The organism is Streptomyces hydrogenans (assembly GCF_014656075.1).
GTDB classification, from domain to species: Bacteria; Actinomycetota; Actinomycetes; order Streptomycetales; family Streptomycetaceae; genus Streptomyces; species Streptomyces hydrogenans.
In genome coordinates this window covers 1-15,259 of record NZ_BNBS01000160.1, presented here as the reverse complement: position 1 = coordinate 15,259, position 15,259 = coordinate 1, and the positions used below count along the sequence as shown (strand labels likewise).

Sequence of the window (15,259 nt, the reverse complement as noted above, 5' to 3'; positions counted from 1 at the left end):
ACCGGCCCCGACCCCGACCCCGGCCCCGGCACCGACCCGGGCCCCGGCCCCGACCCCGGCCCCGGCCCCGGCGAGGCTCCCGCAGCTCCGGCGGCCCCCACGGCTCCCGCCGTCCCGGCGGACGACCGACGCCGCCTCCGGACGCCGTACGTCAGCCTGCCCGGCGCCTGGGGAGCACTGGCCCTCGCGTGCCTGTCCTTCACGCCGTCCCTGCTGCCGCGCGGGGGGATCCTCCAGGGGGTCGTCTCGGGGATCCTCGCCGCGATCGGGTACGGGCTCGGCGTGGTCGCCGCGTGGATCTGGCGGGCCTTCGCCGACCGGGGCCCGCGCCCCGTGACCGGCCGTTCCTGGCGGGCGTTCCTCGTCACCGCGGTCGTCCTCCTGGGCGTCGCGTACGGGCTCGGCCAGTACGGGCAGCACCGGATCCGGGGCCTGCTCGGCGTGACGGAGTACCACCTGCTCCCCTGGATCCTGTCGCCGCTCGTCGCGTTCCTGCTGTTCGCCCTCGTCCTGGCGGGGGCCCGCGGGATTCGGTGGGTGTACCGCCGGGTGGCCGGGTGGCTCCGGCGCTGGATCGGCGCGCGGGCCGCGCGGGCGGTCGGCGGCATCCTGGTGGCGGTCACCGGCGTGCTGCTGTTCAGCGGCCTGCTCGTCGACGGCCTGGTCGCGACGGCGAACCAGGCGTTCTCGCTGCGCGACGGCGAGACCGACGAGGGCGTCCGGCAGCCGACGTCCGGCCTGCGCTCGGGCGGCCCGGGCTCCTTCGTCGCGTGGGAGTCGCTGGGCAGGAACGGCCGCACCTTCGCGGCCGGCGGGCCCACGGCCGCCGAGATCGCGGCGTTCACCGGGCGCGCCGCGCGGGAGCCCGTCCGGGCGTACGCGGGGCTCGACACGGCGGACGAGACCGAGTCCCGCGCCGCCCGCGCGGTGGCCGACCTGCGCCGGGCGGGCGGCTTCGAGCGCCGGAACCTCCTGGTCGTCACGACGACCGGCAGCGGCTGGGTGGACCCCGCCGCGGTGGACAGCTTCGAGTACCTGACCGGGGGAGACACCGCGAGCGTGGCGCTCCAGTACTCGTACCTGCCCTCGTGGATGTCGTACCTCGTGGACCAGTCGAAGGCGCGCGAGGCGGGCCGCGAGCTGTTCGACGCCGTCTACGACTCCTGGTCGAGGCTCCCGGCGGACGCCCGCCCCCGGCTGTACGTGGCGGGGGAGAGCCTCGGCTCGTTCGGCGGGGAGACCGCGTTCAGCGGCGAGTACGACCTGCGCAACCGCACGGCGGGCACGCTCTTCGCGGGCCCGCCCCACTTCAACACGCTCTTCCGGCGGTTCAGCGACCACCGGGAGCCCGGCAGCCCCGAGGTCCAGCCCGTCTACCGGGGTGGGCGCACGGTGCGCTTCGCCACCGACGCCTCGGCGGGCATCCCGCCGCCGGACACGCCGTGGGAGGGCAGCCGCGTGCTGTACCTGCTGCACGCCTCGGACCCGATCGTCTGGTGGGGGCCGCACCTGATGTACGACGAGCCGGACTGGATCGGCGAGGCGCCCGGCGACGACGTGCTGGAGTCGATGGTCTGGGTGCCGTTCGTGACGTTCTGGCAGGTCACCGCCGACCTGCCGTTCGCCACCGAGGTGCCCGACGGCCACGGCCACACCTATCGGGCCGAGTACGTCGACGGCTGGAACGCCGTCCTGAGGCCCTCCGACGTCACCGCGGAGGACCTCGCCCGGCTGCGGGAGATCATGGCGCGCCGGTGACCCCTGCGGAACCCCTCCCGTCCGTGAGGGGCAGCTGGAACAGCACCGTGTCCACCCAGTGCCCGTGCTTGTGGCCCACCGCGCGCAGCCGGCCCGCCTCGGCGAAGCCGAGCCGGCGGTGCAGGGCCTGCGACGCCTCCGTGCCGGAGTCCGCCACGACCGCGATCATCTGGTGCGCGCCGGCCCGGGCGCAGGCGGCGACGAGGGGCCGCATCAGCAGTGTGCCCAGGCCCCGGCCCGTCGCCTCCGGAGCGAGGTAGACGGAGTTCTCGACGGAGTGCCGGTACGCGGGCTTCGGACGCCAGGGCGAGGCGTACGCGTACCCGGCGACCTCGCCCGCCACCTCGGCCACCAGGAACGGCAGGCCCCGTTCCGTCAGCTCCGCCAGCCGCTCCCGCCAGTGCGCGACCGGCGGCGGGGTCTCGTCGAAGGTGACGACCGTGTGCCGGACGTAATGGGCGTAGAGGGAGGCGACGGCCTCCAGGTCCGCGGCGACGGCGGGCCGGATCAGCGCTTCGGGTGCGGTCATTCCGCCGATCGTAGAGGCGCGGGGGAGCGACGACCGGTGCGCGCACCGGCCCCGGCCCCGGAGGACCCGGTCCCCGTACGGGTTCCGGCTCCACCCGCCCGCCGCCCGGGTCCCGTACGGGACCCGGGCGGCGGGCGGGCCCCGAGCCGAAGGCACAGCCCCGTACGCCCCCGCCCCGCCCGCTCGTCCCCGCACACCGCTCCGTCCGTACCCGCCATCGCCCCGCCCCGCCCCGTCCCGTCCCAGGACCTCACCCTCCGTGGCGGACGCCCCTTGTTCCGTTTGCGGAGCCGGGGCGGCCGGGTTTGAGTGTGGGGGACCCCCCATGCCCTTCAGGAGCGCAGACATGTCGATGGCGTTCGGTTCCTCCTTCGGCCCCTCCGACCCGTTCGGCGACCTGCTGAACCGGTTCTTCGGAATGTCCCCGGCGTCCTCGCCACCGGCCGTCCAGCGGGTCCCCATCGGCCGTCTCCTCACCGAGTCGTCCCACGAACTCCTCAACACCGCCACCCGCAAGGCGGTCGAGGACGGGACCACCGACCTCGACACCGAACACCTGCTGTGGGCCACCACCCAGGTCGAGCCCACCCGCCGGCTCCTCGCCCGGGCCGGCGTCGACCCCGACGCGCTGGCCGACCGGATCTCCAAGGTGCTGCCGCACGAGTCCGCGGAGCCCTCCGCCGAGCCGGGCCTCACCCCCGCCGCCAAGCGGACCCTCGCCCTCGCCCACGCCACCTCGCAGGCCGCCGGCGTCTCGTACATCGGCCCCGAGCACATCCTCGGCGCCCTCCTCGGCGACGCCGACTCCGGCGCCTCCCGCTTCCTGCGCGCCGAGGACCTCGACGTCTCCAAGCTGCGCGGCGTGACCGACCAGGCCGCCCGCGGCGGCGACACCGCCGCGCCCGCCGCGCCCAAGCAGCCCGCCACCACCCTCGACGAGTTCGGCCGGGACCTCACCGAGGAGGCGCGGGCCGGAAAGCTCGATCCGGTCGTGGGCCGCGCCGAGGAGATCGAGCAGACCATCGAGATCCTCTCCCGCCGCTCCAAGAACAACCCGGTCCTCATCGGCGAGCCCGGCGTCGGCAAGACCGCCATCGTCGAGGGCCTGGCCCAGCGGATCGTGGCCGGCGAGGTCCCCGACACCCTCAAGGACAAGCGGGTCGTCTCCCTCGACCTCTCCGGAATGGTCGCCGGCGCCCAGTACCGGGGGCAGTTCGAGGAACGCCTCAAGAAGGTCATCGAGGACGTCCAGAAGTCCGAGGGCGAGATCGTCCTCTTCATCGACGAACTGCACACCGTCGTCGGGGCCGGCGCCACCGGCGAGGGTTCCATGGACGCCGGGAACATGCTCAAGCCCGCCCTCGCCCGCGGCGAGCTGCACGTCGTCGGCGCCACCACCATCGACGAGTACCGCAAGTACATCGAGAAGGACGCCGCGCTCGAACGCCGCTTCCAGCCCGTCCTCATCCCCGAGCCGACCGTCGAGGAGACCGTCCAGATCCTCGAAGGGCTCCGCGACGCCTACGAGGCCCACCACCAGGTCCGGTTCGCCGACGGCGCCCTCGCCGCCGCCGCCGAACTCTCCGACCGGTACATCAGCGACCGCTTCCTCCCCGACAAGGCCATCGACCTCATGGACCAGGCCGGGGCCCGGGTACGCCTCCGCAGCGCGGGCCGCTCCACCGAGGTGATCAGCCGCGAGGACCGACTCGCCAAACTGCGCCGTGAGAAGGACCAGGCCGTCGCCGCCGAGGAGTTCGAGAAGGCCAAGCACCTCAAGGAGGAGATCGCCGAGGTCGAGGGCGAACTCGCCGGCATCGAGGAGCGCCGCGAGGGCGTCGTCTCCGTCACCGCCTCCGACATCGCCGACATCGTCTCCCGCCGCACCGGCATCCCCGTCGCCCAGCTCACCACCAGCGAGAAGGAACGCCTGCTCAAGCTGGAGGAGGAGATGCACTCCCGGATCGTCGGCCAGGACGAGGCCGTCACCGCCGTCTCCGAGGCCGTCCGCCGCAACCGCGCCGGCATGGGCGACCCGAACCGGCCGGTCGGCTCCTTCCTCTTCCTCGGCCCCACCGGCGTCGGCAAGACGGAACTCGCCAAGACCCTCGCGGAGCTGCTCTTCGGCGACGAGGACCGGATGATCCGCTTCGACATGAGCGAGTTCCAGGAGAAGCACACCGTCGCCCGGCTCGTCGGCGCCCCGCCCGGATACGTCGGCTACGAGGAGGCCGGCCAGCTCACCGAGAAGGTCCGCCGCCAGCCGTACAGCGTCGTCCTCTTCGACGAGGTCGAGAAGGCGCACCCCGACGTCTTCAACACCCTGCTCCAGATCCTCGACGACGGACGCCTCACCGACGGCCAGGGCCGGACCGTCGACTTCCGCCACTGCGTCGTCATCATGACGTCCAACATCGGCGCCCACCGGATCCTCGCTCACGAGGGCGACGCGGCCGAGCTGAAGGACGAGCTGATGGAGGACCTGCGGGGCCGCTTCCTGCCCGAGTTCCTCAACCGCATCGACGACATCATCGTCTTCCACAGCCTCACCGAGAAGGACCTCACCGAGATCGTCGAGCACCTGCTCGACCGCAGCAAGCACCGCGTCCACGCCCAGGGCATGACCCTGGAGGTCACCGAGGCCGCGACGAGGCTCCTCGTCGCCCACGGCTACCAGCCGGAGTTCGGCGCCCGCCCGCTGCGCCGCACCATCCAGACCGAACTCGACAACCGCGTCGCCTCCCTCCTCCTCGGCGGCGAGGCGGAACCCGGCGACACGATCGTCGCCGACGTGATCGACGACTCCCTCCACTGCACCGTCCGCAAGGGCGAGCGACCCGCCGCGGCCTGACGCCCCGCCGGCCCCCACGAGGCACCCGCGTCCGCGCGGGTGCCTCGTCACGCCTCCTCAACCCGTCGGTTCGATCACGACCTTGAGGTGCTTCATGATCGGCTGGTCGCTCTGGGTGCTGTAGTCGCCCAGGGCGCACAGCACGTTCAGCTCCGGCATGTACCCCGCCGCGCAGCCCCGCGGGATGTCGTACGGGACCGCCAGGTAGCCGTGCACCGAGCGCCGGCTCCCGTCCCGGGCGGTGGCCGTGATGTCGACGGGGGAGAGCTCCGCGATGCCCCGTTCGCGCATGTCCGCGCGGTTCATGAAGACCAGGGTGCGCAGGTTCCTGACGCCCCGGTAGCGGTCGTCGTCGGAGTAGATCGTGGTGTTCCACTGGTCGTGCGAGCGCATCGTGCCCAGGGCCAGGGTGCCCGGCTCCGGGACGACGTCCGGCAGCGGCGCGGCGGAGAACTCGGCCTTGCCCGAGGGCGTGAGGAAGACCAGCTCGCGCGCCGGCTGCTTGATCCGGAAGCCGAGCGGGAGCCGCACCCGCCGGTTGAAGTCCTCGAAGCCGTCCAGGACCCGGGCCATGGTGTCCCGGATCCGGTCGTAGTCCTCGACGTACCAGGCCCACGGCGTCCCGCTCTCCGGCAGCGCGGCCCGCGCGATGCCCGCCACGATCGCCGGCTCGGACAGCAGGTGCGGGGAGGCGGGCTTCTTCATCCCGCGCGACAGGTGGACCATGCTCATCGAGTCCTCGACGGAGGTGGCCTGCTCGCCCCTGCGCTGGTGGTCCTTCTCGGTGCGGCCCAGACACGGCAGGATCAGCGCCCGCCGGCCGTGCACCACGTGGCTGCGGTTGAGCTTGGTGCTCACCTGGACGGTCAGCTCGCAGTTCCGCAGCGCCTCGTACGTCACCGGGGTGTCGGGCGCGGCGAGGGCGAAGTTGCCGCCCATGCCGACGAAGACCTTCACGTCGCCGCGTCCCATCGCCTCGATGGTGCGCACGGTGTCGAGGCCGTGGGCGCGCGGAGGGTCGATCCCGCAGACCTCGGCGAGCCGGTCGAGGAAGGCGTCCGCCGGGCGGTGGTCGATGCCGCAGGTGCGGTTGCCCTGGACGTTGCTGTGGCCGCGCACGGGGGAGGGCCCGGCGCCCTCGCGGCCCAGGTTGCCGCGCAGCAGCAGGAGGTTGACGATCTCGCGGACCGTGTCGACGCCGTGCTCGTGCTGGGTGACGCCGAGGCACCAGCTGATGATCGAGCGGTCCGCCTCGCGGTACACCCGGGCCGCTTCGAGGACGTCCTCGCGGGTGAGTCCGGACTGGTGCTCGATCTCCTCCCACGACGTGGCCTCGACCACCGCGCGGTACTCCTCGAAACCGGCCGTGTGCCGTTCGACGAACTCCCGGTCCAGGGCCTTCGGATCGGACGCGGCCTGTTCGAGGACCGCCTTCGCCATCCCGCGCAGGAGGGCCATGTCGCCGCCGATCCGCGGCTGGAGGTTGAGCGTGGACGTGGGGGTGGCGCGGAGGGTGGCCATGTCCGTGAAGTCGTGCGGGATGATCGTGCGGGTCGCGGCGGCCTCCACCAGCGGGTTGACGTGCACGATCCGCGCGCCCCGGCTGTACGCCTCGGCCAGCGCGGTGAGCATGCGCGGCGCGTTGGACGCCGCGTTGACGCCGAGGACGAAGAGCGCGTCGGCGGTCTCCCAGTCGGCGAGGTCGACCGTCCCCTTCCCGGTCCCCAGTGAGGCCGTCATGGCCCGGCCGCTCGCCTCGTGGCACATGTTGGAGCAGTCGGGGAGGTTGTTGGTGCCGAGTTCGCGCGCGAGCAGCTGGTAGAGGAAGGTCGCCTCGTTGCCGAGCCGTCCCGAGGTGTAGAAGGACGCCTGGTTCGGGGAGTCCAGCTCGCGCAGGGCGCGGCCCGCCAGCTCGAAGGCGTCCTTCCAGGCGATCGGCACGTAGTGGTCGGTGTCCGGGTCGTAGACGACCGGCTCGGTGAGCCGGCCCTCGTTCTCCAGCGCGTGGTCCGTCCAGCCCGCCAGCTCCGTCACCGTGTGCGCGGCGAAGAACTCCCGCCCGACCCGCTTGCGGGTCATCTCCCAGGTGACGTGCTTGATGCCGTTCTCGCAGATGTCCAGGTGGAGGCCCTTGGTGTCGTCGGGCCACGCGCAGCCGGGACAGTCGAAGCCGGTGCGCTCGTGGTTCATCTTCATGATCGCCCGGGGCCCGTCCACGGGCAGGGCGCCCTCGCGGAGCATGAACCGGGTCACGCTCTTCGCGGCACCCCAGCCGGCGGCGGGATGGTGGTACGGCCGGACCTCCGGCTCGCCGTCGGGGACCGGGCCCACCCGGGGCTCCAGGCCGTCGTCCTGCTGCTCGGTTCGGTCGAGGGTCATCGGACCGCTTCCCTTCCGGCGCACCCGGCGCGCGGGAACGCGTAGAGCCCCCTCCCGGCAGGCTAAGCGGGGCCTCGGGCGGTCGCCAGCCGGGGGAAGACGGGCTGCGGGCGCGACCGGCCCTGGATACGCTGACGCCGATTTGTCGTCTTTTCCCTCTTGTTCTTTTCTTTACCACTATCAAGCCTTTCGCCCTTTTTCATCCTTCTCGTCCCGACGGGAGTCGCATGGCCGTCCCCCAGCCCGTCCCCCAGCTCGTCCTCGGCCCGCCCACCCAGACCGCCGTCTTCCTCACCCTCACCGTCGCGCCCGGCCGCGAGGACGACGTACGCGACGGGCTCCGGGAGCTGTCCGGGCTGAGCCGTTCCGTCGCCTTCCGCGCCCGCGACGACGCCCTCGCCTGCGTCGCGGGCCTCTCCTCCGACGCCTGGGACCGACTGGCCGGCGGCCCCCGCCCCCGCGAGCTGCACCCCTTCACCCCGCTCCAGGGCCCCCGGCACCTGGCCCCCGCCACCCCCGGCGACCTCCTCCTCCACCTGCGGGCCCGCCGCGCCGACCTCTGCTTCGAGCTGGCCCGGCTCGTCCTCGACGGCTTCGGGGACGCCGTCACCGTCGTCGACGAGGTGCACGGCTTCACCTACTTCGACGAGCGCGACCTGCTCGGCTTCGTCGACGGCAGCGAGAACCCCACCGGGTCCGCCGCCGCCGACGTCGTCCTGATCGGCGACGAGGACCCGGACTTCCGCGGCGGCAGCTACGTCGTCGTCCAGAAGTACCTCCACGACCTCACCGCCTGGAACGCCCTCCCCACCGAGGAGCAGGAGCGCGTCATCGGCCGCCACAAGGCCGACAACCTCGAACTCCCCGACGACGTCAAACCGCCCGACTCGCACGTCGCCCTCACCACCGTCGAGGACGAGGACGGCGAGGAGCAGCGGATCGTCCGCCAGAACATGCCCTTCGGACGGCTCGGCACCGCCGAGTTCGGCACCTACTTCATCGGCTACTCCCGCACCCCGGCCGTCACCGAGCGGATGCTCCGCAACATGTTCCTCGGCGACCCGCCCGGCACCACCGACCGCATCCTCGACTTCTCCACCGCCGTCACCGGGGGCCTCTTCTTCGTCCCCAGCGCCGGCCTCCTCGACGACCTCCCCGCCCCGGGCGAGACCCGGGAGACCGCCCCCGAGCCCGTGCCCGCCGAAGCCGTCCACCCGGGGTCCTCCCTGGGCATCGGCAGCCTGAAAGGAGCCCCGGCGTCATGACCAGCCTCCCCGGCACGCCCGCCCCCACCACCAACCTGCACCGCGAACTCGCCCCCATCACCCCCGCGGCCTGGGCCGAGATCGAGGAGGAGGCCCGCCGCACCTTCCGCCGCAACGTCGCCGGCCGCCGCGTCGTGGACGTGCCCGACCCCGGCGGCGCCGGACTCGCCGCCGTCGGCACCGGCCACCTCACCGACCTCGAAGCCCCCGCCCACGGCGTCCGCGCCCGGCTGCGCGAGGCCCGCCCGCTGGTCGAACTCCGCGTCCCCTTCACCGTCGACCGCTCCGCCGTCGACGACGTCGAACGCGGCGCCAAGGACTCCGACTGGCAGCCCGTCAAGGACGCCGCCCGCACCCTCGCCCTCGCCGAGGACCGCACCGCCTTCGACGGCTACGACGCCGCCGGCGTCCGCGGTCTGCGCGCCGCCTCCTCCAACCCGGCCGTCGCGCTCCCCGTCGAACCCCACGACTACCCCGACGCCGTCAGCCGCGCCCTCACCGCCCTGCGCCTGGCCGGCGTCGACGGCCCGTACGCGCTGCTCCTCGGCGCCGACGAGTACCGGTCCGTCAGCGAGACCTCCGACCACGGCTACCCCGTCGCAGCCCACCTCGGCCGGATGCTCGACGGCCCCCCGATCTGGGCCCCCGCCCTCAAGGGCGGCCTCGTCCTCTCCACCCGCGGCGGCGACTTCGAACTCCGCCTCGGCCAGGACGTCTCCATCGGCTACGCCCGGCACGACACCGACACCGTCGAGCTGTACCTCCACGAGACCCTGACCTTCTTCGTGTACACGGACGAGGCCGTGGTCGTCCTCGGCACATGACCGGCCCCCGCGCCTGGTCGTGGCGGTACGCGGTCCCCCGGCTCACCGGCGCCGCCGTCCTCGGCACCGCCGCCGGGGCCGTCACCGGCACCCTCGCCGACACCGCCCTCGGCATCCTCGCCGGGATCGCCACCGCCGAGACCGTCTTCGTCGTCACCGGCTGGATCGTGCTGTGGCCGATGGACGCCACCACCACCCGCCGCAACCTGCGCCGCGAGGAGTTCCGGCCGGTCGTCGAGGAACTGGCGGTGGTCACGGCGGCCCTCTGCGGGCTCGTCGCCATCGTCGCCCTGCTCCTCGTCGACTCCGGCTACGACCGCGCCGCCGCCGCGACCGCGCTCTGGGGCGTCTTCATGGCCTGGGCGGCGCTCCACCTCATGTACGCCACCCGGTACGCCTACCTATACCACCGGCCGCCCGGGGGCGGCATCGACTTCAACTCCGACGCCCCGCCCCGGTACACCGACTTCCTCTACTTCTCCTACAACCTCGGCATGACCTACCAGGTCTCGGACACGAACGTCTCGGACTCCGGCATCCGCGCGGTCGTCCTCCGCCACTGCCTCCTCTCGTACGTCTTCGGCGCCAGCATCCTCGCCACCGCGATCAACCTGGTGGCCGGCATCGTCACCGGATGACCCGGTGTGCGGGCGCCGTGAGCACCCCGGCAGACTCGCCCCATGAGCAGCACGCGCCCGCGCCCCGCCCGCCCCGCCGGTTCCGTCCCGACCGCCGTCGTCGTCGGCGCGGGCCCCAACGGGCTCACGGCCGCCGCCCTGCTCGCCGAGGCCGGCGTCGAGGTCACGGTCCTGGAGGCCGCGGAGACGATCGGCGGCGGCACCCGCACCGACGAGGCGATCCTGCCCGGACTCCTCCACGACCACTGCTCGGCCGTCCACCCCCTCGCCGTCGCCTCGCCCGCCCTCCGCCACCTCCGCCTCGACCGCTACGGGCTGACCTGGCGGCTCCCCGAGATCGACTGCGCCCACCCCCTCGACGACGGCACCGCGCCCGCCCTGTACCGCTCCGTCACCGAGACCGCCGCCGGCCTCGGCGCCGACGCCGGCCGCTACCGGGCCCTGCTCGGCCCCTCCGTACGCCGCTGGGACGCCCTCTCCACCGACGTCATGGGCCCGCTGCTGCGCCTCCCCGAGCACCCGCTGCTCCTCGCCCGCTTCGGGCTGCCCACCGTCCTGCCCGCCGCCGCGCTCGCCCGGCTCTTCCGCACCCCCGGGGCCCGGGCGCTGTGGGCGGGCGTCGCGGCCCACGCGTACCGCCCGCTGACCGAGCCCTTCAGCTCGGCCATCGGGCTCGGCATCCTGACCGCGGGACACGCGGCCGGCTGGGCCGTCGCCGAGGGCGGCTCCCAGGCCATCACCGACGCCCTCGCGGCCGCGCTCCGCGCCCACGGGGGCCGGATCGAGACGGGCGTCAGGATCACCGACCGCACCCAGCTGCCGCCCGCCGACCTCACCCTCCTCGACCTCGACCCCGCGCAGGTCGCCACGGTGTACGGCGACCTGCTGCCGTCCCGGACGGCCGCCGCGTACCGCCGCTTCCGGCGCGGCCCCGGCGCCTTCAAGGTCGACCTCGCCGTCGAGGGCGGCGTCCCGTGGCGCGCCGAGCCCGCCCGCCGGGCCGGCACCGTCCACCTCGGCGGCCCGCTCGCCGAAGTCGTCCGCGCCGAACGGGACGTGACGGACGGCCGGATGCCGCAGCGCCCCTTCGTCCTGGTCGGCCAGCAGTACCTCGCCGACCCCACCCGCTCCGCCGGCGACGTCCACCCGGTGTGGACGTACGCGCACGTGCCGCACGGTTACGACGGCGACGCCACCGACGCGATCCTCGCCCGCCTCGAACAGTTCGCCCCCGGCGTCCGCGACCGCGTCGTCGGCCTGCGCGTCACCCGCCCCGCCGACTTCGCCGCCGCCAACCCGAACTTCACCGGCGGCGACATCCTGACGGGCGCCAAGACCGTCCCCCAGCTCGTCCTCGGCGCCCGCCCCGCCCTCGACCCCTACGCCACCGGCCTCCCCGGCGTCTACCTCTGCTCCGCCGCCACCCCACCCGGCCCCGGCGCCCACGGCATGTCCGGCGCCGGCGCAGCCGCCTCGGCCCTGCGGCATCTGGGGATCAGGGCGCCCTGGTAGGGGGCGGCGGCCGGACGGTCCCGTGCGGGGAAGGTCCGGGTGCCCCCGTGGCCGACGCCCCGGCCGCCGGTCCGGCCGGTTCCGTCACGCCCCGCCCGGCGCCCCGAACGCCTGGCGGGCGTGGTTCAGCAGGGTGCGGACGGCGGGGTTGTGGGCGGGTCTCCAGACCAGGGCGAGGAGGGCCGGGACGTCGGCGTCGGCGAGGGGGAGGGCGATGAGGCGGTCGGTGTGGGGGGTGGCCATCGACGTGCTGAGGACGGCGACGCCGAGGCCGCGGGCGGCGAGGTCGGCGATGGCGTCCGCCGCGCCCGCCTCCAGGGCGATGGCCGGGCGGAGGTCCTGTTCGGCGCACGCCTGGTCGAGGACCGCGCGCAGGCCGGTGCCGGGAGGCATGCAGACGAGCGGATGGGCCGTCAGTTCACGGAGGGTGACGCGGGGGAGGGCCGCCAGGGGATGGCCGGGCGGGACGGCCGCGACGAGCCGTTCGTCGACGATCGTCAGGGCGTCCAGGCCGTCGGGGGTGGTCGCGGCGGCCCCGACGAGGGCCAGGTCGACGGTGCCGCTCCGGACGGCGTCGGCGAGCCGTGCGGAGGTGTCCTCCCGGAGTCGGATCTCCACCCCGGGATGGGCCTCGTGAAAGGCGGCGAGGGCGTCGAACAGGGGAGTGACGGTGCAGCCGACGACCATGCCGACGGTCAGCCGGCCCCGCACCAGGCCGGTCACCTCGTCCACCGCCCGGGCCACCGCCCCGGCCGAGGCGAGGGCCGCGCGCGCGTGCGCGAGCGCGGCCTCGCCGGCGACGGTGAGGGTGACGGTCCGCGCCGAGCGGTCGAACAGCTCGGCGCCCAGCTCGTGTTCGAGCCGCCGGATCTGCGAGCTGACGCCCGACTGGCTGATGTGCACCCGCTCGGCGGCCCGGGTGAAGTTCCGCTCCTCGGCGACCGCGACGAAGTACTCCAGCTGCCTCAATTCCATGACTGCTGATTCTAGTAGTCAGCTGAACCATCTGTTGGACTTCTGGTGGGGTGGCGGCGAGGCTGGAAGGGCGGAAGAAGGAACGACACCCGTCCAGCCCCAGGAGGAACCGTGCCGGAGTACGAGAAGGCCATGCGCCCCGAGGACCTCACCCGCCTCTTCGTCGAGCGGTCCAACGCCGGTGACGCGGCCGGAGTCGCCGCGCTGTACGCCGAGGACGCCGTCCTGGCGTACCCGCCCGGCGAGCTGACGGTGGGACGGGACGCGATCCGCGAGCTGTGGGCCGGGGTGCTGGCCCACCGGCCGCGCTTCGAGCGGGAGGAGCCGCTGCCCACGCTGGTGAACGGCGACGTCGCGCTCACCTCGACCCCGCCGAGGGACGGCGCCGGAGCGCGGGCCCAGGTCGTCAGGCGCCAGGCCGACGGCAGCTGGCTGCGGATCCTCGACCAGCCCGAGTTCGTCCCCGTCGCGCGCTGAGCCGGGCGCACGCGCGCGTGGCGGTCACGAGCGCCACCAGGGCTCCCGTACGAAACGGCTTTCCGTACCCGTACAGCCCAGGCCGTTGGAGATCTCCTCGGCGTCCAGGTTCCAGCCCACCACCCCGTCACCCTTGCGGCTCAGCTCGATCAGCCGCGCGTCGGCGGTACGGGTCCCGTCGGTGACCCGGCAGGCCACGATCGAGGTCCACGCCTGCCCGTCGAGCGCCGACACGAAGAACAGCGAGGGCAGGACGACGGCCGTGAGGAGCAGGGCCGCCCCCTGCTCCGCGGCCGCCGCCCGGCGCAGCCACGGCGGCGGCCGGTAGTCCGGATCGTGCGCCGTGCCGTGCGCGTCGCCGGGTCCGGAGCCGTGCGCGGTGTCGTGCGCGTGGTGCGGACGCCGGCGTCCCGTGCGGTACTCCACGACCACGCCCTTGCGGAGCGCGTACGCGGCGAGGCCCGTGCCCAGCCCCCACCACGGCCCGAACAGGCAGGCGTCGATGACGCCGACCGCCAGCGGGTTCAGGACGGTGACCCCGATCCTGCGCAGGTGCGCGAGCCGCCCCCGGCCGGTGGGGACGGCGCCGCGCGCCGCGAAGAGCGCGAAGACGAGCCGGGAGATCACCACGGCGAGGACCGAGCCGAGCAGCGGGTCGGTGATCACCATGCCGAGCAGCACGTCCGGCCAGTTCGCCGGCTCCATGCCGACGAAGACGTCCCGGACCGCGTCCCCGCCGCCCACCGTGTACGCCACCTTGGCCACGGGCACGGCGAGCGCCAGCGCGAGGAGCACGGTGTGCCCCGGGCCGCCCTTGCGGTCGGCCCGGCGCTCCTCCTCCAGCTCCCGCTCGGCGCGGGTGTCGGACGCCCCGGTCAGGAGCCGCCGCCCGCGCCCACCGAGAGGACGACGGCGGTGGTCCGGCCGAGCGGGGTCGCGTACGCGACGCTGTCACCGGCCGCGTGCCCGAGCAGCGCCCGGCCGAGCGGGCTGTCGACGGTCACCAGGGCCGGGTCGTCCGCGTCCGCGAGCTCGCCGATGTGCAGGGTCGACTCCGTGCCGTCGCCGAACCGCACGCCCACCGTGCTGCCCACGCCGATCGTGCCGTTCGACGGCGGCCCAGCGGCCGACGCCTCCCGCAGCCGGCCCTCGATCTCCTCGATCCGCGCGTCCAGCCGCTCCGCCTCCGTGGCCCGCTGCAACTCGTCGGCCTGATCGGCCCGGTCGCCCGGCTCGTCGGCGTCGTCGAGCGTGGCGGCGACCTTCGCCCGCTCGCCGCGCAGCTCGGACAGTTCGCGGTTCAGCGCCGCGCGGGCGGCCTCGCTCATGGGCTCCGGTCCAGCGGTCATGACAGCTCCCGTCGTGCGGTGACGCGGACGAAGGACGATGGTCACCATTCCGACACCACCGGAAAAGCCCGTCAAATCGCACGAGGCGTCCGCGGGTCCGCCGAGGGCCCCGGAAAACCCCTGGCGCCCCGGACGCCGGGGGCGTTAGCGTGACCGCGATGATCACCGACTCCTCACGCCGATGGGGGGTCCTCACCGCGCACGGAGCGTCCTGATGGACACGCCCGTGCGGGAGGACACCCGCCTTTCCCTCTGGCGCCGCGTGCGTGCCTACGCCGTGCCGCCCGCCACGATCGAGACCGCCACCGCCCGCCGCCTCGCCGGCGACTGGGCCGGTGCCTGCGCCGCCGCCGGCGTCGACCTCGACCTGACCCCCCGGGCCCTGGCCCGGACCCACGGCACCGCACTGGCCGCGCGCGTCCGCGCCGACCTCCGCCGGCTCGCCCCCGACCTGCTCCGCTGGCACCTGCCCCGAACCGCCCCGGACGGCCTGCTCCGCCCCGGAACGACCCTCACCCTGGCCGTCTACGCCGACCACGAGGAACCCGGCGGGCCGCGGACGCGCCCCGTCCACCTCGTCGCCCGCACCGCGCCCGCCTGGGCCGACGCCGGACAGCGGATCTCCCTCGCCCTCTGGGACGGCCCGCCCGCGGGACCGGATCCGCGCCGGCGCGGCGCGCCCGACCCGGCCGGCCCGGAGCC

Annotated in this window: 12 protein-coding genes and 1 pseudogene; 8 read left to right on the top strand and 5 right to left on the bottom strand. The window is 74.4% G+C overall.

The window, feature by feature from the left end:
• Positions 1–1,758 (top strand): alpha/beta hydrolase (locus IE321_RS37255; protein ID WP_229916737.1); only part of this gene is annotated, 1,758 nt, incomplete at its 5' end.
• On the opposite strand, the gene IE321_RS37250 is transcribed toward IE321_RS37255, so the two are convergent.
• Positions 1,742–2,287: a GNAT family N-acetyltransferase gene (locus tag IE321_RS37250; RefSeq protein WP_190226163.1), complete on the bottom strand. Its 546-nt coding sequence runs from the start codon at positions 2,285–2,287 to the stop codon at positions 1,742–1,744. The two genes, IE321_RS37255 and IE321_RS37250, sit on opposite strands and share 17 nt — an antisense overlap.
• A gap of 346 nt (positions 2,288–2,633) precedes the next feature.
• Between IE321_RS37250 and IE321_RS37245 the strand changes: the two genes are divergently transcribed.
• Positions 2,634–5,138 (top strand): ATP-dependent Clp protease ATP-binding subunit, encoded by a 2,505-nt coding sequence (locus IE321_RS37245; protein ID WP_190226162.1) that lies wholly within the window; start codon positions 2,634–2,636, stop codon positions 5,136–5,138.
• Positions 5,139–5,195: 57 nt separating this feature from the next.
• Here the strand turns inward: IE321_RS37245 and IE321_RS37240 are convergent, their stop codons facing one another.
• The gene (locus IE321_RS37240) at positions 5,196–7,517 is read right to left on the bottom strand and encodes an FdhF/YdeP family oxidoreductase (protein WP_190226161.1); all 2,322 of its coding nucleotides are present in this window, start codon (positions 7,515–7,517) and stop codon (positions 5,196–5,198) included.
• A gap of 227 nt (positions 7,518–7,744) precedes the next feature.
• Here IE321_RS37240 and IE321_RS37235 point away from each other — a divergent pair, with 227 nt between their 5' ends.
• Genes IE321_RS37235 through IE321_RS37220 form a run of 4 tightly spaced genes read left to right on the top strand, consistent with a single transcriptional unit; the run spans position 7,745 to position 11,756 of the window.
• Positions 7,745–8,782: a Dyp-type peroxidase gene (locus tag IE321_RS37235; protein ID WP_190226160.1), complete on the top strand. Its 1,038-nt coding sequence runs from the start codon at positions 7,745–7,747 to the stop codon at positions 8,780–8,782.
• A complete protein-coding gene (locus IE321_RS37230; RefSeq protein ID WP_190226159.1) occupies positions 8,779–9,606 on the top strand; it encodes a family 1 encapsulin nanocompartment shell protein in 828 nt (275 codons plus the stop codon). Before IE321_RS37235 ends, IE321_RS37230 begins: the two co-directional genes overlap by 4 nt.
• A complete protein-coding gene (locus IE321_RS37225; RefSeq protein ID WP_190226158.1) occupies positions 9,603–10,244 on the top strand; it encodes a DUF1345 domain-containing protein in 642 nt (213 codons plus the stop codon). Before IE321_RS37230 ends, IE321_RS37225 begins: the two co-directional genes overlap by 4 nt.
• A gap of 42 nt (positions 10,245–10,286) precedes the next feature.
• On the top strand, positions 10,287–11,756 hold the full coding sequence (locus IE321_RS37220) for a phytoene desaturase family protein (protein WP_190226157.1): 1,470 nt from the start codon (positions 10,287–10,289) through the stop codon (positions 11,754–11,756).
• An 84-nt stretch (positions 11,757–11,840) separates the two neighbouring features.
• Here IE321_RS37220 and IE321_RS37215 read toward each other — a convergent pair whose 3' ends face one another.
• On the bottom strand, positions 11,841–12,731 hold the full coding sequence (locus IE321_RS37215; RefSeq protein WP_190226156.1) for a LysR family transcriptional regulator: 891 nt from the start codon (positions 12,729–12,731) through the stop codon (positions 11,841–11,843).
• 111 nt (positions 12,732–12,842) lie between these two features.
• Between IE321_RS37215 and IE321_RS37210 the strand changes: the two genes are divergently transcribed.
• Positions 12,843–13,208: a YybH family protein gene (locus IE321_RS37210; protein WP_190226155.1), complete on the top strand. Its 366-nt coding sequence runs from the start codon at positions 12,843–12,845 to the stop codon at positions 13,206–13,208.
• 24 nt (positions 13,209–13,232) lie between these two features.
• On the opposite strand, the gene IE321_RS37205 is transcribed toward IE321_RS37210, so the two are convergent.
• Entirely contained in the window at positions 13,233–14,087 is an 855-nt protein-coding gene (locus IE321_RS37205; protein ID WP_190226164.1) for a hypothetical protein, read from the bottom strand.
• Positions 14,084–14,557 carry a GreA/GreB family elongation factor gene (locus tag IE321_RS37200; protein WP_043220212.1) on the bottom strand — a complete coding sequence of 158 codons (474 nt, stop codon included), beginning with the start codon at positions 14,555–14,557 and terminating at the stop codon, positions 14,084–14,086. The genes IE321_RS37205 and IE321_RS37200 overlap by 4 nt, the downstream gene beginning before the upstream one ends.
• Positions 14,558–14,771: 214 nt before the next feature.
• On the opposite strand from IE321_RS37200, the pseudogene IE321_RS37195 reads away from it, so the two are divergent.
• A pseudogene (locus tag IE321_RS37195) lies at positions 14,772–15,259 on the top strand (hypothetical protein); the annotation flags it as partial.

Bases quoted from the DNA above. Each gene is read 5' to 3' on its own strand.
- IE321_RS37250 (WP_190226163.1), bottom strand. From the start codon at position 2,287: ATGACCGCACCCGAAGCGCTGATCCGGCCCGCCGTCGCCGCGGACCTG.
- IE321_RS37245 (WP_190226162.1), top strand. From the start codon at position 2,634: ATGTCGATGGCGTTCGGTTCCTCCTTCGGCCCCTCCGACCCGTTCGGC.
- IE321_RS37240 (WP_190226161.1), bottom strand. From the start codon at position 7,517: ATGACCCTCGACCGAACCGAGCAGCAGGACGACGGCCTGGAGCCCCGG.
- IE321_RS37235 (WP_190226160.1), top strand. From the start codon at position 7,745: ATGGCCGTCCCCCAGCCCGTCCCCCAGCTCGTCCTCGGCCCGCCCACC.
- IE321_RS37230 (WP_190226159.1), top strand. From the start codon at position 8,779: ATGACCAGCCTCCCCGGCACGCCCGCCCCCACCACCAACCTGCACCGC.
- IE321_RS37225 (WP_190226158.1), top strand. From the start codon at position 9,603: ATGACCGGCCCCCGCGCCTGGTCGTGGCGGTACGCGGTCCCCCGGCTC.
- IE321_RS37220 (WP_190226157.1), top strand. From the start codon at position 10,287: ATGAGCAGCACGCGCCCGCGCCCCGCCCGCCCCGCCGGTTCCGTCCCG.
- IE321_RS37215 (WP_190226156.1), bottom strand. From the start codon at position 12,731: ATGGAATTGAGGCAGCTGGAGTACTTCGTCGCGGTCGCCGAGGAGCGG.
- IE321_RS37200 (WP_043220212.1), bottom strand. From the start codon at position 14,557: ATGACCGCTGGACCGGAGCCCATGAGCGAGGCCGCCCGCGCGGCGCTG.